17 protein-coding genes and 4 pseudogenes are annotated in these 19,858 nt (G+C 32.0%); 20 read left to right on the forward strand and 1 reads right to left on the reverse strand.

Features of this window, described 5'->3' with window-relative positions; genetic code table 11:
• The first annotated feature begins 60 nt into the window (after positions 1–60).
• From D4A81_RS04855 to D4A81_RS13790, 6 genes and pseudogenes are all read left to right on the forward strand, one after another.
• The gene (locus D4A81_RS04855) at positions 61–1,005 is read left to right on the forward strand and encodes an ATP-binding protein (RefSeq protein ID WP_242977727.1); all 945 of its coding nucleotides are present in this window, start codon (positions 61–63) and stop codon (positions 1,003–1,005) included.
• An 82-nt stretch (positions 1,006–1,087) separates the two neighbouring features.
• Positions 1,088–1,771, forward strand: coding sequence for a hypothetical protein (locus D4A81_RS04860; RefSeq protein WP_456298603.1), 684 nt, complete (start codon positions 1,088–1,090; stop codon positions 1,769–1,771).
• A gap of 379 nt (positions 1,772–2,150) precedes the next feature.
• The gene (locus D4A81_RS04865) at positions 2,151–3,050 is read left to right on the forward strand and encodes a helix-turn-helix transcriptional regulator (protein ID WP_111525509.1); all 900 of its coding nucleotides are present in this window, start codon (positions 2,151–2,153) and stop codon (positions 3,048–3,050) included.
• 63 nt (positions 3,051–3,113) lie between these two features.
• Positions 3,114–3,728 carry a GyrI-like domain-containing protein gene (locus D4A81_RS04870; protein ID WP_111525510.1) on the forward strand — a complete coding sequence of 205 codons (615 nt, stop codon included), beginning with the start codon at positions 3,114–3,116 and terminating at the stop codon, positions 3,726–3,728.
• Positions 3,729–3,740: 12 nt separating this feature from the next.
• The gene (locus D4A81_RS04875) at positions 3,741–4,283 is read left to right on the forward strand and encodes a ClbS/DfsB family four-helix bundle protein (protein ID WP_111525511.1); all 543 of its coding nucleotides are present in this window, start codon (positions 3,741–3,743) and stop codon (positions 4,281–4,283) included.
• Between the two features lie 13 nt (positions 4,284–4,296).
• A pseudogene (locus tag D4A81_RS13790) lies at positions 4,297–4,538 on the forward strand (radical SAM protein); the annotation flags it as partial.
• A 240-nt stretch (positions 4,539–4,778) separates the two neighbouring features.
• Here D4A81_RS13790 and D4A81_RS13795 read toward each other — a convergent pair.
• A pseudogene (locus D4A81_RS13795) lies at positions 4,779–5,058 on the reverse strand (transposase); the annotation flags it as partial.
• Between the two features lie 50 nt (positions 5,059–5,108).
• Between D4A81_RS13795 and D4A81_RS04890 the strand changes: the two are divergent.
• From D4A81_RS04890 to D4A81_RS13115, 14 genes and pseudogenes are all read left to right on the forward strand, one after another.
• Positions 5,109–5,495, forward strand: a complete 387-nt coding sequence (locus tag D4A81_RS04890; protein ID WP_111525512.1) for a DNA/RNA helicase domain-containing protein — start codon at positions 5,109–5,111, stop codon at positions 5,493–5,495.
• Positions 5,482–5,871, forward strand: a pseudogene (locus tag D4A81_RS13800) ((deoxy)nucleoside triphosphate pyrophosphohydrolase); the annotation flags it as partial. The gene D4A81_RS04890 and the pseudogene D4A81_RS13800, both read left to right, overlap by 14 nt.
• A 1,104-nt stretch (positions 5,872–6,975) precedes the next feature.
• Positions 6,976–7,272 carry a hypothetical protein gene (locus D4A81_RS04900; protein WP_111525514.1) on the forward strand — a complete coding sequence of 99 codons (297 nt, stop codon included), beginning with the start codon at positions 6,976–6,978 and terminating at the stop codon, positions 7,270–7,272.
• Between the two features lie 260 nt (positions 7,273–7,532).
• Positions 7,533–8,108, forward strand: a pseudogene (locus tag D4A81_RS13805) (TerD family protein); the annotation flags it as partial.
• Positions 8,109–8,744: 636 nt separating this feature from the next.
• Complete coding sequence (locus D4A81_RS04910; RefSeq protein WP_330510489.1) at positions 8,745–8,921, forward strand: NUDIX hydrolase; 177 nt, start codon at positions 8,745–8,747, stop codon at positions 8,919–8,921.
• Positions 8,857–9,720 (forward strand): leucine-rich repeat domain-containing protein, encoded by an 864-nt coding sequence (locus D4A81_RS04915; RefSeq protein ID WP_162902546.1) that lies wholly within the window; start codon positions 8,857–8,859, stop codon positions 9,718–9,720. The genes D4A81_RS04910 and D4A81_RS04915 overlap by 65 nt, the downstream gene beginning before the upstream one ends.
• Before the next feature lie 490 nt (positions 9,721–10,210).
• Positions 10,211–11,308 carry an Mbeg1-like protein gene (locus D4A81_RS04920; protein ID WP_111525517.1) on the forward strand — a complete coding sequence of 366 codons (1,098 nt, stop codon included), beginning with the start codon at positions 10,211–10,213 and terminating at the stop codon, positions 11,306–11,308.
• Positions 11,309–11,397: 89 nt separating this feature from the next.
• Complete coding sequence (locus D4A81_RS04925; protein WP_111525518.1) at positions 11,398–12,600, forward strand: tetratricopeptide repeat protein; 1,203 nt, start codon at positions 11,398–11,400, stop codon at positions 12,598–12,600.
• Between the two features lie 41 nt (positions 12,601–12,641).
• Positions 12,642–15,701, forward strand: coding sequence for a WYL domain-containing protein (locus tag D4A81_RS04930; protein WP_111525519.1), 3,060 nt, complete (start codon positions 12,642–12,644; stop codon positions 15,699–15,701).
• Between the two features lie 166 nt (positions 15,702–15,867).
• Positions 15,868–16,677 carry a hypothetical protein gene (locus D4A81_RS04935; RefSeq protein ID WP_111525520.1) on the forward strand — a complete coding sequence of 270 codons (810 nt, stop codon included), beginning with the start codon at positions 15,868–15,870 and terminating at the stop codon, positions 16,675–16,677.
• The gene (locus D4A81_RS04940; protein WP_111525521.1) at positions 16,674–17,672 is read left to right on the forward strand and encodes a hypothetical protein; all 999 of its coding nucleotides are present in this window, start codon (positions 16,674–16,676) and stop codon (positions 17,670–17,672) included. The genes D4A81_RS04935 and D4A81_RS04940 overlap by 4 nt, the downstream gene beginning before the upstream one ends.
• Positions 17,673–17,720: 48 nt before the next feature.
• Entirely contained in the window at positions 17,721–18,302 is a 582-nt protein-coding gene (locus tag D4A81_RS04945; protein ID WP_111525522.1) for a ClpP family protease, read from the forward strand.
• Between the two features lie 11 nt (positions 18,303–18,313).
• Entirely contained in the window at positions 18,314–19,579 is a 1,266-nt protein-coding gene (locus tag D4A81_RS04950; RefSeq protein ID WP_111525523.1) for a type IV secretory system conjugative DNA transfer family protein, read from the forward strand.
• A gap of 24 nt (positions 19,580–19,603) precedes the next feature.
• Positions 19,604–19,771 (forward strand): hypothetical protein, encoded by a 168-nt coding sequence (locus D4A81_RS13115; protein WP_162902547.1) that lies wholly within the window; start codon positions 19,604–19,606, stop codon positions 19,769–19,771.
• Positions 19,772–19,858 lie beyond the last annotated feature (87 nt).

The following is a 19,858-nucleotide window of genomic DNA, read 5'->3' on the forward strand; positions in this document are numbered from 1 at the left end:
TAGTGGTATTAAACACCGTTTAATAGTATAAAAAACATAAAAAACAAGTGTATAAAATATATGAAAGAATATCTGCTTAAGACAGGAGCAAAGAAAGATATTAGAGAAATGTCTAAGTTGGATATGGCAAAGAGTATGGGACTTGTCAGTGAAAGTGAGTATGGTGGTTATAGAGCTAAAAATTTTTCTGTGTTGATGTTTGCGGAAACACCAAATAAATTTATTCCAAATGCTCATGTTGAAATCATAAGAGAAATTGATGGAACTGATAAAATGGAATCAAAAAGATTTGATGGGCCGGTTTGGATACAGGCAAAACAAGTCAGCAAGTATTTTGAAGATAATATTATGGCTTCATACACCATAAGGGAAGCTGATAAAATTGAGCATAAGATTATCTATAACTATCCTCTTACGGCATTTGAGGAACTTGCTACTAACGCTATTTTGCATAAAGAATATGATACGCCTGAATATGTAGGAATCTATATTTACAAGGATAGAATTTCTTTTGTAAACCATAACAGACCACTTCCTCCTGTAACTATCGAAGCTCTTAATAGGGATAGAAGTTTTGATAGAAGGCAGTATCTTAATAAAGAACTTAAAGATATGTTCTTTTCCCTTAATCTGATAGAGTCTTACGGATCAGGAATAAGGCGTGCAAAAGATGCACTATTAGAAAATGGTTCTCCTGAGCTTAAGTTTTATCCAGACAATGAAGAAGATAACTATACCAATGCAGTGATGGGAGTGAATGAAGAATTTTTGAAAGAGTTTAATGGTAGTACTACCAAAGAAACTACCAAAGAAAAAAACAGCATCCAAGAACAGATAGTGCTTCTTATGAAAGACAATCCAAGTATTACTGCGGAACAGATAGCAAATGAGATTAAAGAAATAACAGCAGATGGAGTGCGATACCATATAAGAAATCTTAAAGCTCATGGAGTTATTAAAAGAGAAGGATCTACCAAATCAGGTAAATGGATAGTGCTGAAATAGAATAAATAAGATCATAGAACCAAAAGGTGATTAGAGTAAAATCTAACCGCCTTTTTTGTTTGGAAAAAAGAAGGAGGTAAAAATGCGAATAAATGATTTTCATAACATTTTGGAGCTTGTAAAACAGGATATTTTACAAAGTCATGCAGAATATCTGAAGCTCCTAAGGGTTGTCGGAAACAATCAAAGATATGGCTTTAGAAGTCAATTAAGTATCTATGATAGAAATCCTGAAGCGACAGCCTGTGCAAAGTTCGATTATTGGAGGGAACGCTTTAACATAACTGTTATGCGAGGACAGAAAGGTATCCCTATCATAGAGGACTATGGCACATACAAGAAAGTGGACTACATCTTTGATATAGGTCAGACAGTTTCAAAAAACAGAGATGTCAATGAAGTAAATCTATGGAGATTCGATAAAGAAGCGCATCAAGATATGTTAAAGGAAATGATAAAAAGTGAGGGATATGAAGAGGGTGAAAGTATCTTAGAAAATATCTTTTCTTTAAGCAGGCTTTACGGTGATGAAAAGATAGACAGCCTTATGAACGAGCTTAGAATAGCCGATGAGAATAGAATATCTTTTACAAAGTTTGTGAGAGATTCAGTGAGCCATGCGGTATCTTCAAGGTTTCAGCTTGATTATCCTATGGATAGTGAACTTTTAAGAGAAAATTTTGAAAGACTTGATAATATATCTCTTATGAGTCTTGGTGAAACCGTATCGGATATTAGCGGAAATATCATTGATGCGACCATTTAGAAAAGTAAAGAGCTTGATAAAGAAGTTTTAAGATGTAAAGAAGCAGGATATAATAAGATTAGAGAAGAATTTGCCATAGGTAAATCCTACTTTGAATGTATTTCGGGGTCTTAGGGTACATCCTAACAAGTTAAAAGTTGATAAAAAAAGAAGCAGATCCCAGAGGGCTGCTTCATCAATTTTTTCGTAAGTGTCCGTACACTTACTGTGCTTGCTACAAAAGAATGATTATGGTAGCAAGTATTAAGCAAGTTCTAAATGTATATCTTATATTATACCAAATGAGGTAAGTAATGTCATCAGAATTGAAAAAATGATTTTAATATGACAACATATGTCAAGTTAATATGGTATAATAAATATAGGAGATGTTAAGACAATGAAAGATAATAGGTTATTTAGGATACTATATTATATTTTAGAAAAGGGAAAAGTTACAGCAAGCGAACTTGCTGATAAATTTGAGGTATCAGTCAGAACAATTTACAGAGATATTGACTCTATCAGTAGTGCAGGTATTCCCATTTATGCGTTGCAAGGAAAGTGTGGTGGGATAGAAATTGCTGAGGATTTTGTTCTTAGAAAATCACTACTATCTGAAAACGAGAAACAACAAATTATGTCAGCTCTACAAGGATTGGATAATACAAGAGTACAGCATGAGAATGAGCTTCTAACAAAACTTTCCGCACTCTTTAAAATGAAAAATACCAGTTGGATAGAGGTTGATTTTAATAATTGGCAAAACAATAAGCTGTATGAACAAACGTTTAATGATATTAAATCTGCAATTTTAAGTAAAAACATTATTTTATTCACATATTTTAGCAGCAATGAAAAAGAAACAAGTAGAAGAGTTAAACCCGTTAAACTACTTTTCAAGAGTCAGGACTGGTATCTATATGCTTTCTGTTTACTTAGAAATGATTTTAGATATTTCAAATTGTCTAGGATAAAGAATTTAGAAATCCATACTGAAAAGTTTGATGACAGCTTTGAAGATGCAATACTCAAGAAAGAAATGTCACACGAGAACACAGTGTATATAAAAGTTAAGTTTGATCGTAAAGTTGCTTTCAGGGTATATGATGAGATAAACGGAGAAATCACAGAAGATGATGAAGGAAATTTATATACCGAGATAGAAATCCCAAATGATTACAACTTATACAACTATATTTTTTCGTTTGGAGATGGAGCAGAAGTATTAGAGCCAAAGGAGATACGAATGCAGATTAAAGAAATGATAAATAAAGTGGTGGGGAAATATATAATATGACAAATGATGTCAAGTATCCTCCTGTATAAAAAAATTAACCAAATGTAAAGGGAGGACTGGATAATGAAATATGAGTGGAGAAAACAAGAAAAAAATCTTTATGGTGCAAAGCAAACACCTGCCATTGTAGAAGTGCCAAAGCAAAAATTTATTTTGGTAAAAGGTAAAGGAAATCCGAATGAAGTAGATTTTTCAGATAGAATATCTGCTTTATATTCTCTTGCTTATGCCATTAAAATGTTGTTTAAAAATGCAATGAAAAATAAAATTGATAACGAGATTGCAGATTTTACGGTATATCCACTAGAGGGATTTTGGAAAAAAGTAAATGGAGAAGAGCTTGATAAAAATAAACTGGAATACACATTGATGATTAAACAACCTGATTTTATTACACAAGAGATATTCACAAAGGCGCTTGAGAATATAAAAAAGAAAAAGCCTAACGCATTGTATGATGAGATGAGTTTTAGAGAAATAGAAGAGGGTAAATCTATTCAGATTTTACATGTTGGAAGTTATGATGAGGAGCCAAAATCATTTGAGCAGATGGATGAATTTGCAAGAAAACTTGATCTTACAAGAATAGGTGATTTTCATAAAGAAATATACCTAAGTAATAAAAACAGGACATCAGAAGAAAAACAAAAAACTATATTAAGATATTCAGTGAAATAGGAGGAATTTATTATGCCAAGACCAACGACAAAAAGTGATTTGATGACTGCTGCTAAGAAAAACTATGAAAAGTTAGATTTACTTATTTCAAAGATGACTGAGGAAGAGTTAAATACACCATTTGATTTTTCAAAAGAGGAAAAGAAAAAAGAAGCCCATTGGAAAAGAGATAAAAACTTAAGAGATGTTTTAATCCATCTCTATGAATGGCATCAGCTTATTTTGAATTGGGTACATTCCAATCAAAAGGGCGAAGAAAAACCATTTTTGCCTGAACCATATAACTGGAAAACTTATGGTGATATGAATGTGGAGTTTTGGAAAAAACATCAAAATACTTCTCTTGAAAATGCAACTAAAATGTTTCATAAATCCCATAGCGATGTTTTACAGTTGGCTGAAACCTTTACAAATGAAGAACTTTTTTCAAAAGGTGTATATAAATGGGTTGGAGGGAGTACGCTTGGTTCCTATTTTGTGAGTGCGACTGCAAGCCATTATGATTGGGCTATGAAAAAGCTAAAGGCTCATCAGAAAAACTGTAAGTCAAAATAATTGGGGTAGTAAAGTGCATTTTACAAAAGCAAAAGGAATACTTTCCTCAAAAAATGGAATGAATTTGTTTAGAGGTTGCACTCATGGCTGCATTTATTGCGACTCAAGAAGTAAATGTTATCAAATGAACCATAAATTTGAAGATGTATAAGTAAAAGAAAATGGAATCAGTCTTTTGGAAGAGAGCCTAAAACGAAAACGAAAAAATGTATGATTGGTTTAGGCTCTATGACTGATCCATACATTAATGATGAAGAATTTTGTAAATTTTTCTATGAACTTCAATGATGTTAACTCTAATATCTCTTGCTCGTTTAGCTTTGGTTAAAAGTCAAAATCGTAGTCCTCTATTGTTTTTATAAACATTGATTTTGACCCTACTCAGTAATGTTATCTGATTTTATAATCATATGAGCTCCTCCTATTTAGCTCATCTATAATAACATTTGTACATTTTTATTTAATACTATTTGTACATAAATAGTTATAACTTTATAAGTCATATTTCCGATAAAGTTCCGCATTATAGTTTTCACCGTTCTTAAGCATATGATATAATGCAGTCAGAAGCATTCTTGCAATAGCAATGATTGCTTTCTTGTGACCGCGACGCTTTTTTAGACGGAGATAGCGGTTGCGAATTTCCGGATGCTTTTTACTGGTAACAACAGCATTTGCACACTGGACCAGTAAAGGTTTGATATAGCATCCGGCCTTGGAAACCCGGACAGATTTTTCCCCCTGAACTTTCATTGTTGGTTGGAGTAAGACCGGCAGAAGTATTGTCGTGATAGATATTCTATTTATGACAATAAACGTTATGGGATGATATCTTCATCAAAGAACAAGAATTTAAAGAATTATGGCTTAAGTACAGAATATCAGGCAGATGTTGCTGCTTGGTTTAACAGAGAACCTTCTAATCCCTCAGCTTCTTGTGCATTAAATGTAACAATTTCTGAATTTGGCTGTCAGGGATTAGAAGTAGATATGCCTATTATTGGATGGGGTGATGATATTAAATGGTGTGGATCCAAGTGGGTACCTTTGGGTACAACCAAAGATGATAAAGACTATAGAATTAATAGTTATCGTGTATTACTTACTAGAGGAAGAGATGGTTTTATTGTGTTCATTCTTCCGGTAGTTAATATGGATATTATTGAAAAAATATTTAAAGACACAGGAGTGAGAAGACTTGAAGACAATTAGAGTAGTAGCAGCAGTAATTCGTAGAAATAACGAAATCTTTGCAACTGCTAGAGGCCATGGTGAATTTAAAGGAGGATGGGAGTTTCCAGGAGGAAAAATTGAGGAGGGAGAAACTTCACAACAGGCCTTGATAAGAGAGATAAAGGAAGAATTGGATACTGATATTGAAGTTGGTGAATTGATTGACACTATTGAGCATGATTACCCTACTTTTCATTTATCAATGGATTGCTTCTGGGCAAAAGTAGTAACTGGCAATTTGGATTTGAAAGAGGCGTCTGCTTCAAAATGGTTAACTAGAGACAAACTAGATAGTGTTGAGTGGCTTCCGGCGGATATTAAGTTAATAAAAAAGATTAACAGAGTTTTGCTGAATGATGAGTGTATTAAATATACTGAACAGGAACTGTTACAATTACCAGGGATTGATACAATATTGAAGATTAGTAAGAAAGAAATCTTGGAGATTAAAAAGGGAAAATTAAAGACTAAGATATCTAAATATTGTAAAGGAAGAAAGCTATGGGCATTATTTGGTTGCATTGATGATGAAAATATGATATGCCTCCAAGTGGCTAGTGCTGGTGATATTGTATCTGAAATTGTAAATGATTTATGTAGTATGCAACCTGTTTGTGACGCGGATACTAAGTCATGGGGAAGTGGTTTATACAAAAAGATATTTAATGTTACATATGGATTGGACTCAAGAAGCCAAAAATATAGGAATATGTTCGAAAACTACAATAAATTCTATGTGGTTTCTATTGATCATGAGTTGTTTGTTGATCATGAGTTGTTTGTAGGAAATAAGAAGCTGGACAACTATAATACATTGAAACAGGCTGAGGTCTTGTTTGCCTATAAAACAAAAGCTTTATATTGGGTACCATTTGGAGAAGAATATACAATTCTAAAAATATACAAGTCTAAATGAGATAGCTACATGGAGGAAATAATAGAGAGTATAGGGCTATAGTTCTAACTATATAGAGCATTGTATAATAATATAACTGGAAATAAACTAATTTTGCTATATAGAAATGATGAAAGCTATCGTTCTATTGAAATTATATGTAAAAATGGTAAACCAATGTTAGTAATATTAGGCTTACAAGAATAGGGAATTAATTCGTTTATGAAAGAAAAACCTAATAAATAAAGGAGTAGAATAATTGAAAATATATGCAAAAAGATTACCTAAGGCTATGTAAAATAGTAAGGTATTATTTAATCCTTATCAATAAATAGCTTTATACTAAATATATGGAGGTAATATCTTAAAGAAGAAAAAGAGCGATGGATTGAGGAGTTTAAAAATAGTGGATTAGGTATCACAAGCTGGGCTAATAAGAATCGTTTAACTGTTTCAATAATATCTGTATAGATGAATAGATGTAATAAGAAGTCAAAGTCTTCTAATTAATATCAAGTTTATTTAAATCAAAACCTAGCAAGACCATAAGGAGAGAGATAAGATATGGCTGAGTATATGATAACAAGAGCATCTATTATAAATAGATGTAATAGCGATGGGAAAGAGCATTTTTTATTTACAGAAAAAGAAAGGCCTTGTAGAGAAGCTTTTCTTAAAGATGTGAAAGATAATGAAGGAAAAACTTGTAGTCGATATTTTATAGAACTTGATTCAATAGAGGCTGTTGATAAATTGGGAAATCAATATGATGTTGATGTTCTTGTGACGAGAAATTTAGATTTTAATAATATAATTTCGTTAGTACTATATGATGAAGAAATAGATCAGGAATTATATTAGATATATGTACTTGTGGGCAGAGTCTAATATACCTTATAAAAATTAAAAAATTCACTAACTAATCTGTCACATGAAGACATAGCATGATATAATAGTGCTAAAAATACAAGTGTTGTATTACATCATGTGACAGTAATGGCTAAATATATAAGATGATGAGTTATACCAAGCAATAAGTATTCACTTAGAATGATCATAGTATATAATTTTACATTAAAACTTTATATAACGATATTCAATTTGAAAGGAGAATAATTAATATGGCATTAAATTTGAGGAAGGGTCAAAAAATTGATTTAACAAAAGGCAACCCTGGGTTGAGTAAGCTTCTTATTGGTTTGGGATGGGATACTAATAAGTATAGAGGAGGATATGACTTTGATCTTGATGTAACAGCTTTCCTTTTGAAAGGTGACAACAAGGTCAGCTCAAATCAGGATTTTGTATATTATGGTAATCTTCAGCACCTCTCCGGTAGCGTTGAACATATGGGAGATAATCTGATTGGTGGTACCGGTGGGGATGATGAGCAGATTAAAGTGGATTTGAGTCGTGTACCTGATGATATCGAAAGAATTGCTATTGCAGTAACCATTTATGATGCTGATAATAGAAATCAAAATTTCGGTCAAGTTAGTAATGCTTATATACATATAGGGGACACTACAACAAATACTGAATTGTTAAGATATGATCTAGAAGAGGAATTTTCTTATGAAACCACTATGGTTGTTGGTGAGATTTATCGTTATAAGGGTGAGTGGAAATTCAATGCTGTAGGAAGTGGGTTTAAGGGAGGCCTTAAATCTCTTTGCTTGAACTATGGAGTGAATCTTGATATTAAGGATAGAAACAGCGGAGCTGTTATTCTGCAAAAGGGACAGAAGGTTAATCTTTCAAAGGGAAATGGTGAAATCCTTATAAACTTAAATTGGAGCCAGCCTGAGAGAAGTGGTTGGGGTAGGCAGAATGGAATAGATTTAGATTTGGGATGTTTATATGAACTTTGGGACGGACGAAAAGGTACAGTACAAGCCCTTGGAAATGCATTTGGAAGTTTAATCAATCCACCTTATATTTCTTTGGATGGTGATGATCGTACGGGGACTTCAACTGATGGTGAGAACCTAAGAGTCAACAGTGCTATGATACCTCAAATAAAGAGAATACTTGTATATACATTTATATATGAAGGGGCTGTCAACTGGAGAGAAGCTAAAGGAATCGTTACTGTAAAATGTCCGGGAAGCAAGGATATAATAGTAAAGATGGATGAATATGGCTCTAATTTAGCTATGTGTGGAATAGCACTTCTTGAAAACAGAGACGGACATTCGCTTTCTATGGAAAAAGTAGTCAGATTTTTTGACGGGCATAGGGATTTAGATGCCGCATTTGGCTGGGGCCTTCGTTGGGTTGTTGGATCAAAAGATTGATAATGTAAAAATGGAAAAATAAAAATAATTAATGTTGTGGCAGCAGTTATATGTTATTCACTGCAAGAGAAGAGTTTTGTCTTTGCTACAGCAAGGGGATATGGTGAATTTAAGGGAATCTTGGCGTTCCCGGGTGGTAAGATTGAAGATGGAGAGAAAAAGAATATTAACAGAAAACTCATTACATCAGATGCAGGAGTTTGTAATAGATAAATATGATGACCATATCAAAATGATGAGATTTTTATCAAGTGATATAGAGAATGTGGAAATTCCGGACATAATTGAAGGAAAGCCGGTTACAATAATTGGTGGGGATTGTTTTTTTTGTTGTAAAAATATTAAAACTATAAGCTTTCCTCAAACAATAGTATCAATAGAAGCAGAGACATTTGCGTTATGTAAGGGATTGACTGAGGTAATACTGCCGGATTCTATTATTGAGATAGGTCCACATGCATTTCGTGATTGCAGTGGTATTAAAAGATTCGTATTTCCAAGGTATTTAAAACGTATTGAAACAGGGATTTTTGCATTTTGTGATTTGTTTGATGTGGAAATAATATTGCCGGAGAAGTTAGAGATTATTGAAAGAAATGCGTTCTTTCGTGCCGGGAGATTTGATTTGGTGATACCTGATAGCGTTAAGGAGATTGGAGTAGGGGCATTTCATTGGGGACCGCATCCTATAACCAGCCTTCAGGAAGACAATGGCTGGTATAGTGAATGGCCTTATGGGGAAAAAGTTATTTACAATGGGCTACAAGGGAGAATTACAGATCTTTATTATTTGGAACGTGAATGTATGCTACATGATGTAACTGTGGGAACCGATATTAAGCAATTTGTCTATCCTTGTGATTATATTGATGGAAATATTTCATTTTTAGAGGAAGATAATCAGCAAATATTTCAAGATAATATAAGGCATTACTGGGACGTAGAAGATAGACTTAAAAATGCATATAAAATTATGAATGCATGGAAAAGAGGATTTATAAGTCCAAGATAGAATAATGACTGCAAACTGTTAAGTTGTATTCGTTAATCTAAGTTATACAATTATAAACAAGCTGTGGATCTAGTCTAGTGGTTAAAAACTCTGGACTTGGAGATTTTTTATTTATAGCTTACTTACATCAAAACTACCTTTATAAAATACTAGACAAAATGAGACAAGGATAGGAATTATAAATAAAGAGATATATGTTAATCTAAACATACAAATATGAAACTTTTAGATTTGTATTGGATGAAGCGGGGATTATAAATGAGGTATTAAGATGGAATAAGAAAGGGTGATGTGACTCAAAATGAGTTGTATCACCCCAAGTTTTTATATAAAAAACAAATAACGATAACCATCTTTCTTCGCTACATGTTGTAAGGTTTTGATTATTCTGTATTGTTTTGTGGAAGTAAATTTTATATTATAGAATATAACTAATGAGGTAGTAGAAGTAATCATTATACATACGAATTTAATACAAAAGGTGAAAAATATGGTTATATTGGATTATTTAAAACAGAGAAAAGATGTAAGCCTATCAGTAGCGGCATTTAACGATATAGACAATGTTGCAATGTCTTATCTGTCATATATTGATTTTGGAGAACTGTTTGATTGCGAAAGTTCAACATATAGCATTGATGAGTCATTTGAACTTTTTTGTAAAAAGCACTCCTTAGAAGAAATAAGAGAGAATAGTGAATTTACAAAAAGAGCACCACTATTACTTGAGCAGATGGTAAAAGGAACACGTTTTAAAGGAACTAGGGTTGGATATTATACAGAGGATTTCGACAAAGAAGAAGTAAAACAATTTGCGGCGGTCACATTTATACTTCCTGACGGAACAAATTATATAGCATTTCGTGGAACAGACAGCACCATAACAGGATGGAAAGAAGACTTTCTTATGAGCTGTAAGTCTGAAACTGAAGGTGCAAAGGAAGCTGTAAATTATTTAAACAAGGTATCGGATAGTGTTAAGGGTAAATTGATACTTGGAGGACATTCAAAGGGTGGAAATTTTGCAATGTATGCATCTGCATTTTGTAATGAAACAATAAAAGAGCGTATTTCTATAGTATATAACAATGATGGTCCCGGGTTTAGAGATGAAATTATAGATACTAAAGAGTATAAGCAAATTTATCAAAAAATATACAGTATTGTTCCACAAACATCAATAATAGGACAATTACTTTCAAATGAAGGTGAGCAAAAAGTCGTGCAGAGTAATGTAAAGGGCATATTTCAGCATGATGCCATGACATGGGAAATATTGAATGATAATTTTGTTGAATCAGAATTGGACTCATTTAGTAATTTTGTAAAAGTGGCACTGGGATCCTGGCTTGAAAAAACTGATGATAAAACAAGGCAATCTCTAGTCACAACAGTATTTTCAATGATTGAAGAGACGGATGTGAAAAACTTCAAAGAATTTGGAGGTAGCTTATTGAAAAATGGCGGAATCATCATGATGGAATTATTTAAGCTGGAAAAAACAAAAAGGGATGAATTGATTGCGGCATTTATTGGAATGATTCAAGCCGGTGGTGAGGCGGCTTTGGATAATATTAATAAGCCTTAGATGGCTAGTACATAATTCTAGACATAAAAAGCCTAACATCTTATAATTAATATAACATAGTATAAGCTAATTGAGTGAAAGGGGATCTTATGAGTAAGGAAATCGGTGCTATATTTAAAAAGTGTTTTTTAAATAAAATTTTACCAATATTTTCAAAGAAAAAGGAATTGATACAGGAACAGAGTGTAGTGGATGTAGTAAAAGATGAAGTCAATGCACTATGGGATATTGTAAATAAAATGAATGAGGATGGGCAGGAAAGTTTTGATGTTGACTTTGAAAAAGAGCTGATGAAATCTTTTAATTATCTAAAGGAAAGATTTACAAATGAAGAACTTGAAAAATCCTATGCATGGATCAGATATGTGAATGTAATGATTCACTCTAAAAATCCTACAAATGAATATTTGATAAAATATATTTCAGCGGACAATTATATATTTTTAACAAATAGACTCTATAATCTTACAAAATCTATTCATAAGGAAAATGATAGAGTAATAGTAAAGAATATAGAGAAATTCAATGAGGATGTCTGGCATTACATTCTTAATAATATAAATTCTAATGATATTCCTTCATGCCTTGCACTAGGAAAAGCGGCACAGAAAAGAAAGAACTACGAAGAGGCAAGAAAATGGTATACAAGAGTAATGGAGATGGATGAGCCTTTTAATGGTGTAACTTCAATACTCGCTTGTTATGAAGAAGAAACAAAAGAAATGCTTGCAAATATTAGAAAAAGCAAAGAGACGAAAACAGCTTCATTTGAAAAAGTACATGAACTAAACTTACAGCAAGAGGCTATATATAAAAAATGGAGTGATATTATGGAAAAGTACCTTAATAGTGGTGATGATATCACAGAACAATACAAAAGAGAGTATATAGCTCTTATAGCTGGATATGCGAGATTTGAGAGAAATAAAGGGAATTATAAAGGAGCAATGGAATTATTAGAAAAAGTTCCTGATACATTTCCTGATATTCATAGGATATATGCAGAAGAGGCTATGCTCTATCAACATAAAACATATAAGAACAGCTATTACAGTTTGGATAAATCTATTGATACATTTAAAAAGGCATATGATGCTATTTCAAAGCATAAAGGCTCTAAAGCCTTATATCATAAAAGCATGAAAAGTATTTTGATACCATTGGCAAATTCATATTTCTACTCTAAAAGATATGATGAAGCCGAGGAAATATGTGATCGTGTATTAAAAATGGATAGCAAGGAGAAAAGTGCAATCAAACTAAAGAATAAAATAGCAAGCATTAATGTTTAATCAAATTTGATTAACATTAGGGTAATATAGGAGAGCAAATCATGGGGATTATTTTGAATAAATCTAAGCCTGCATTTGATGAATTGAAAAGCACCAATTCATTTGGAGAATTTTTTATGAATGGCCTTAGAGATTACTACACATATGGATTTAAGTCATATGATCAGTATTTGAAAGGTCAAAGGATAATAAATGAACGATGGAAGATTTTTTCAAAGATACTGGGTTCGGAATGGGTTTTAGAAGAGGGAAGTGGTGGCAGAAATTTTATCATTTTGAAAGCAAAGCCTGTCGGAACTCAAAATCCTTTTAGTATTTTTTACTTCTTACATAATATTAGTATAATAGGTGATTATCTCAACTACTTACTAGATCTGGATGAAAGATCCTCATTGAGAGGAGGACTGGTAAATATTCCGGTAGATTTGAAAAGATTGGATTTTGTAGAAGGTAAGAATGGAGTACAGAATCTAGAAGATGTAAATAATGTCGAGTATTCAATTATTGAGAATTGGAAGCATTCACTTGCTGTAGAAACATATAAGCAGATATGCAATGGAATATTACCTCTAGGTTACTTAATTGTGATTGATAAAGAAAAAATACAAGAAGGCAATTCTACAAACAATAAATCAATTACTGTAAATAAGAAAGACAATATAATTGATATGGTTTTTGTAGTAAATGGATACAAATATTATACGACTATTGATAGCGGTAAGGAGATAGATAATGAGAATTTTCGAATCAGAATTAATAGGCAAATGAATATTTGGTCCTATCGTACAATGGAGCCGCCAAAAAGCTATAAGGACATATATGCCAATTTGAGTACAAGAACAGATTATCTGTATGGTTTAGGGGTTCTGGGCGATTTAAGAGATTTTACTGAAAAGAGGAATACCTGGATAATAGATCAATGCAAAAATGCTGACAGTACCTTTAAAAAATATATCTACAATAAGAAATCAGGGAATAATTACTGGTTTAAGTCAAAGCTGACAATGCAAGAAATTTTTAAAGACTTACTTTGCAATAGTGCTGATAGTGAGAATAATAATTTAGTAAACAGCTTTGTATCATTATGTAATTTTTTCTCTCATTACTATCCTATGGGAACAATAGGAAGTCTATTGTCCACAAGATGTAAAAATATAAGCAATGATACATATTATGATATGTTCAAATTTAAACATAATTATTTACAACAGACATTGTATGATTTTAATTTGATTGATTTATTGTATGCTATAGAACATTTATCTGTATTATGTGTAATACAATATTCTCATGGCATTAAATTAAATACATATGAGGATATAGCTATTCCGATAGAGATACGAATAAGTGCTGTAGATGGTAGGGAATATGTATTGTATTATCATATTATTGAAAAGAAAATAAAGGCTATGAGGCTTGAATTTATTAACAGCATAAAAATGTATTCTGAAGTTAAAAGTATTAAAAAAGTACGTAGGTTTATAAAGAGGGATGGAAATAAAAAAAGGGTAGAAGAGGAAATATTAGAGAATGTAACAATTGATGCAAAAGATATTGCGCATCAAATTATTACCGCCAGAGAAATGCTGCCATATATATGGGGAACAGGAGTAGAAAACTGTGCAGTTAGTGATGATTGGGAAAATTTACTTGCTTCTTATGAAATGGAGATTCAGTATAATCCTGAAGAGGAATTATATATCAGCAATAGAATAAAAAAGGAAAATAGAAATAGGGAATTATCAAATATAAGAATATTTCCAACCAAGGAATTGAGAAGATGGGTTAGAAGCTATTATAAACGTATAGGTAAGTACATATCTCCCGGAGATTTGGATTTCAATATTGATGATGATGTTGAATCTATTTGTGATGTGTATTTTTCTAAGAAAGCACCTTATGGAGAAGTGGATACTGACTATATACAAAATAAAGAAAAAGAATATAAGGAAGAAGGATATATAGTTAAGGGTAAAATAGTTAAAGAGTATGTAGGTCATGCTGCATTATTTAATACACTCTTTAGCAATTATACAGTTGTTTTGGCTAACTCAATACTTGAGTGTTCTAAAAAAGACAATAAGTTATTAGGGGATGTACTTGAAAAAAATGTAACACAGACTTTTAACTACTTTAACGAGTGTGAAATTAAAAAAATTGTAGATGAATTATCCAATATTATAGAAGATTCAGAATTGATAAATTTTAATGGTGAATCTAGATTTTTATTTCCTGAGTCTGATTATCTTTTTGATGTTTTGCCACTGACAAAGATTGAAGCAAGATGGTTACTTACAATTCTAAATAATCCTTTAGCATCACTTTTTATGACTGAAAGTGATATAAAAAGAGTAAAGGAGAAGATAAAATTAGCTCCTTATAAAGTGAAACCGCTAGACTTTAATTGTATTAATTATTTTGATAGATATAATTTTGAACACAAGGATCTTAAAGGAAAAAAGACTGTTAACCAAGATGGGAGAATTAGCAATAAAGATCTTAAAGTCTTGAAGATAATTAAAAAAGGAATATCTGAAGGCTTTAAACTAAAGATCAAATATAGGAATTGGAGAAAACAGCCAATATGGATAACTTGTGCCCCTTGTTGGATTGAATATTCAATACGTGACGATTTATTTAGACTGTGGTATGTGCGTAATGGAAAATCCGGCATATGTATTATTAATATTCCTCGTATTGAAAAAGTTATAGAGCTTACCAATATGAAATATGATATAAAGGAACAAAGTATGCTCTTAGAGAGTATTTATAAAGAATCAATGCAGGAAATACAGGTTGAATTTTTTCAGGGAGATAGAAATATTTTAGATAGAATACTGACAGAATTCTCTTTATGGGAGAAAAAATGTGTTTTTGATTCTGTATCAAAATATTATAGGATGACTTTATATTATTCTAAAATGGATGAAAGCGAAATAATGATGAGATTATTAAGCTATGGACCTTTTATAAGAGTAGTGGCTGATGATGATAATTATGTTCTTTCTGAAGTCAGGAATAGAATAGTAAAGCAATATAAGCTGAATCAGATAAGAAAACTTGAAAGTGAGAAAAATGACAAATCAATAATAAGTAGATAGAAAGTAGCAGTTCTTTTCTTTTTTAAGAAAGGAGCTGCTACTTTTTTTCGGATACGATAAAATATGCTATTTTTTTTTACGGATACAAAGAAGAAAAAAATAAGAAAAATAGATATACTGAGTGTACAAAATGAGTTAAAGAGTTGAAGAAATAGGGGGTGTATGAATGATTAAGGCAAGTGCATTAAGCGTAGTTAAAGATGTTAATATTGAGAACAGTATGTATCCCAGCTTATCTTGTTTGCTTAGAAATAATCAAAATATGATTATTGAGTCTGCAAAAGAATGTGAGGAGCTTCCGGAAGTCATTGTCAATCTTGCATTGAGATTGCTTGACCATGATGAACTCATAAAGAATATCATAAATGATATCAGAGTACTTTACACATCAAAGAAAGATGAGTTTCACATTGATTTATCAGGCAGGCAAAAGAGAGATAAAGATTTAATAATAAATCTGTTTCAGGATATGTATGGAATAATTTCTTTTCTACATTATACTCAGGAAAATGAAATACTTAATGGAAAGATTGCTTTCACACCAAAAGCACAGGCTTTTATTACAGGACAATACCTGGAGATAGCTGTATATAGACGTACTTTTGAGATCATAAAAAGATTATCAAATAAGTACAACAAGAAATTCAAGGTATATAAAAATGTGCGTGTTGCCACCAGAGAAGGGCAGATGAAGAATGAATTTGATCTAGTGATTGAATTTAATGGAACTTTCTATGTACTGGAGATTAAATCAGGTAAGAATTTCAGAGAATTTGACAAGTATATGAACATAGGTCAAGAGTATAAGATAGTGCCAAATAGATTTTTACTGGTTGATAATTATCTTACAGATGAGCAAGCAGTATCAGTGGAATATTTTTGCGATTACTATGTGTCAAATTTAATAGGAGATTCACTGGAAAAGAAAGTAACTCTAATGATTGAAAATGATTTGAACGGAGGATATCAGAAATGAACACATATTCTGTTTTTAACGATTCTAAAATGTATAGATCAGATATTGATGAGCAGCAAGAAGTTAGTATTCCGTCTTATCCCATATTTGCTCTTAAGAAAAATGAAGAGATACATCGTACGCTCGTAATATATAAAAGAGAATCTATAGAGCAAATTCAGGAAAAGATAGATTCAACAGATAGAGCTATTATAGAGGAAATTGCAAGATCTAAATATTTGACAACTAATCATATATATAAATTTGTCAGTCTTAGAGGTGTTAATTTATCTAGACGCAATCTGCATAAGAGAATGCTTAAATTAATGAAATATCGTCTGGTTAAGGAGAGTGAGATACTTCTTCCGGGTGTGGTTAATGGTATTAAATATTACGAAGTTGATATCAACGGCTATAGGATTGCATTGAGTAGGGGAGTTATATTCAATTATGGAAATAGATACTTATCATTTAATAAGAAGATGGAAATGGGAATAGTTGATACACCACAGGATGTGAAACGAATTCTGGTAGGTAATCAGATCATAATAGGTCTTCTACAAAGTAAGGCAAAGATGGAACGCTTTGGAGTAATGGAGACATTCAGATATGATGGAATTAATCTTGATAATTGCATTATTCGCACTGCGGCAAATGTTAAAATTGACAACACATCTGTTTTGGCATATGAGGTTGTTAGAGACTGTTCGGAGGCGTATCAAAAACTTGCCGAAAAGGTACAAAGGTATTACAAAATACTGCAAAGTAAGAAATACTTGGAAAGTAATTACCATGGCGATTTGACTTTTCCACAATTAATAATTTGTGGTGAGTCTTTGGAACACAATCGTAAAATAGTTGAATATTTAAAAAGTCAAAATCTATGGAATTCGGAGGATGTAATTCTTTTCACAGAGGATCTTTTGAATATTAAAGATACACTACAATCTATTTATGAGATTACAGGTGAAGAAGGGATAAGGTGGTATAGATTACCTGAGAGTAAAGCAGGATGATTATATTGACATTGTCAATGGTTTATTAAATTTTGAGGAGTAAGATTTATGACTTATGTACCATACAGAACTGCTACAGGAAACAGCTGGATATCTGTAGATTCACATCTGCTTTCGGATGGAAGAATGTTTATTATTGGTGAAATAAATTCAGAGCTTGCCTGTGAGTTTGTGCAGGAGCTTATGTATTTACAAAAAGAAAAACCTGAATCAGATTTGAAGATTTATATTTATTCTCCAGGTGGAGAGGTCACAGCCGGTTTAATGATTTATGATGCTTTAAAAGGCTTAGATATAGATTTTGAAATCTACTGCATGGGTATGGCTGCCTCAATGGCTGCAATTATTCTGGCAGGAGGGCAAAAGGGAAGAAGGTATATTATGCCACATTCAAAAGTAATGATACATGAACCCTTAATTGCTGGAGGTGTTGGTGGCAGTGCAACATCTATACAAAGAACAGCTGAATCAATCTTGGAAACAAAGCGTATTTCAGTTGAATTACTTGCCAAAGATACAGGAAAAAGTATTGAAGAGGTTGAGAAAGCTATCTCTTTTGATAACTATATGAATGCACAAGAGGCTATAGACTTTGGAATTTGTGACAGTATAGTTACTAAGATAATTTGAGGAGGAGATATATGGATAGAGTAATACTTGGAGATGGATGCTTTGTAGATGATGCTATTGGTACATTCAGACCAAATAATAATCAAATAGTAGTAGGATGTTCAGGAACAGGCAAGTCTATGTCAGTAATGCTTCCAACGATACTGGATATGAATGAAAGCAGTATGATAGGAACTTACTCAAAAGCCGGAGAGGCAAGGAGAATTGCAGAATACAAAAGAATAAGAGGATATAGGTCATATATTTGTGATTTAACAGCTCCGGAAAAAAGTACCGTAGGATTTGATCCGTTGAGATTTGTAACAAGTTATCTGGATGTAGAAGACTTATCAAAAAATATAGTTCTGGCAGATCCGGATTCTAAGAATGCAAGAGATATTTACTGGAATGACAGTGCAGTATCTCTTCTAAACTCTTTGATACTTGCTACATTGATGACAAAAGATAATGCGAATATGGCAGATGTAGTAGAATTATTTGATAACCTTACACTTAGTGAGAGTGGAAAAGGAATACTTACTTCTTTAGATGACTACTACAAAAAAATAAGAGCGAAAGCAGGTAACTGTCAGGCAGTTACATTGTTTTCTGATTATCAGCAACTACCATATAATACAGCCGGTTGTGTTAGAGATACATTAGCAAAAGCTCTAAGAAGATTGTTTCCGGAACCTATCAAAAAATTGATGCGTAAGAGGGAACAAATTGACTTTGAGAAGATTGCAACAGAAAAAACATCTCTTATTATCATTACTTCTCCGGTTAATGTGTCACTGTATCTATTTGCAAATCTTTTGTTTAGTTCGGCAATTAAACAACTTTTAGAGTATGCAGAAGAATGCTATAATCAAAGACTTCCTATACCGGTAAGGTTAATGTTTGATGATTTTGCATGTGCTGCAAAGATAAATGATTATTCAAAACATATTGCAATATTTAGAGCGGCCGGTTTAAGTGCAATGATGCTTTTGCAGAGTGAAGATCAGCTTAGAGAATTATATTCAGACGCAGAAGCTACAAATATACTCAATAATTGTTCGTGTTATGTATATTTTCCCGGAGGTATGGATCTCACGACCTGTAGGAATGTTTCTCAGAGATTGGATGTACCGGTTACAGATATAATGTATGCTCCGACAGGAAAAGTTATAGTAATGCAGTCCGGGAAAAAACCGGTAACAGTTCCAAGATATGATATTTTGAAAAGTAAGGAATATAATAAATTTATTACAATGACAGGCAGAAATAATAGAGAAATAAACTATAAAGAAAATTAAATTATAAGAGGTCGATAAATTAGAATGAAGCATGAAATATTTGTAAATGAACTTCGTAAAAAAATGAAAACAAGTGAAATTAATGTAAATAAACAATATAACACCAGTCAAAATAGACCTAGTTTGGAAGAAATACTTAGGACAAAGTTTAATGAATTATTTTATGATACAGATGATGATAATAATGATTGAATAATATAAAAATAAGTTTAGCCAACTTGTACGTAACTTGACAATTTGAAAATAAAAAATATACTATATACTAACTAGAATAAAGGA

Source organism: Lachnoanaerobaculum umeaense, assembly GCF_003589745.1.
In the GTDB taxonomy this organism is placed as follows: Bacteria; Bacillota; Clostridia; order Lachnospirales; family Lachnospiraceae; genus Lachnoanaerobaculum; species Lachnoanaerobaculum umeaense.

Excerpts from the sequence above, each read along its gene's own strand:
- D4A81_RS04950 (WP_111525523.1), top strand. The coding sequence starts at position 18,314 with ATGGATAGAGTAATACTTGGAGATGGATGCTTTGTAGATGATGCTATT.
- D4A81_RS04930 (WP_111525519.1), top strand. The coding sequence starts at position 12,642 with ATGGGGATTATTTTGAATAAATCTAAGCCTGCATTTGATGAATTGAAA.
- D4A81_RS04870 (WP_111525510.1), top strand. The coding sequence starts at position 3,114 with ATGAAATATGAGTGGAGAAAACAAGAAAAAAATCTTTATGGTGCAAAG.
- D4A81_RS04940 (WP_111525521.1), top strand. The coding sequence starts at position 16,674 with ATGAACACATATTCTGTTTTTAACGATTCTAAAATGTATAGATCAGAT.
- D4A81_RS04915 (WP_162902546.1), top strand. The coding sequence starts at position 8,857 with ATGGAGAGAAAAAGAATATTAACAGAAAACTCATTACATCAGATGCAG.
- D4A81_RS13115 (WP_162902547.1), top strand. The coding sequence starts at position 19,604 with ATGAAGCATGAAATATTTGTAAATGAACTTCGTAAAAAAATGAAAACA.
- D4A81_RS04875 (WP_111525511.1), top strand. The coding sequence starts at position 3,741 with ATGCCAAGACCAACGACAAAAAGTGATTTGATGACTGCTGCTAAGAAA.
- D4A81_RS04890 (WP_111525512.1), top strand. The coding sequence starts at position 5,109 with ATGATATCTTCATCAAAGAACAAGAATTTAAAGAATTATGGCTTAAGT.
- D4A81_RS04865 (WP_111525509.1), top strand. The coding sequence starts at position 2,151 with ATGAAAGATAATAGGTTATTTAGGATACTATATTATATTTTAGAAAAG.
- D4A81_RS04855 (WP_242977727.1), top strand. The coding sequence starts at position 61 with ATGAAAGAATATCTGCTTAAGACAGGAGCAAAGAAAGATATTAGAGAA.
- D4A81_RS04860 (WP_456298603.1), top strand. The coding sequence starts at position 1,088 with ATGCGAATAAATGATTTTCATAACATTTTGGAGCTTGTAAAACAGGAT.
- D4A81_RS04900 (WP_111525514.1), top strand. The coding sequence starts at position 6,976 with ATGGCTGAGTATATGATAACAAGAGCATCTATTATAAATAGATGTAAT.
- D4A81_RS04945 (WP_111525522.1), top strand. The coding sequence starts at position 17,721 with ATGACTTATGTACCATACAGAACTGCTACAGGAAACAGCTGGATATCT.
- D4A81_RS04935 (WP_111525520.1), top strand. The coding sequence starts at position 15,868 with ATGATTAAGGCAAGTGCATTAAGCGTAGTTAAAGATGTTAATATTGAG.
- D4A81_RS04920 (WP_111525517.1), top strand. The coding sequence starts at position 10,211 with ATGGTTATATTGGATTATTTAAAACAGAGAAAAGATGTAAGCCTATCA.
- D4A81_RS04925 (WP_111525518.1), top strand. The coding sequence starts at position 11,398 with ATGAGTAAGGAAATCGGTGCTATATTTAAAAAGTGTTTTTTAAATAAA.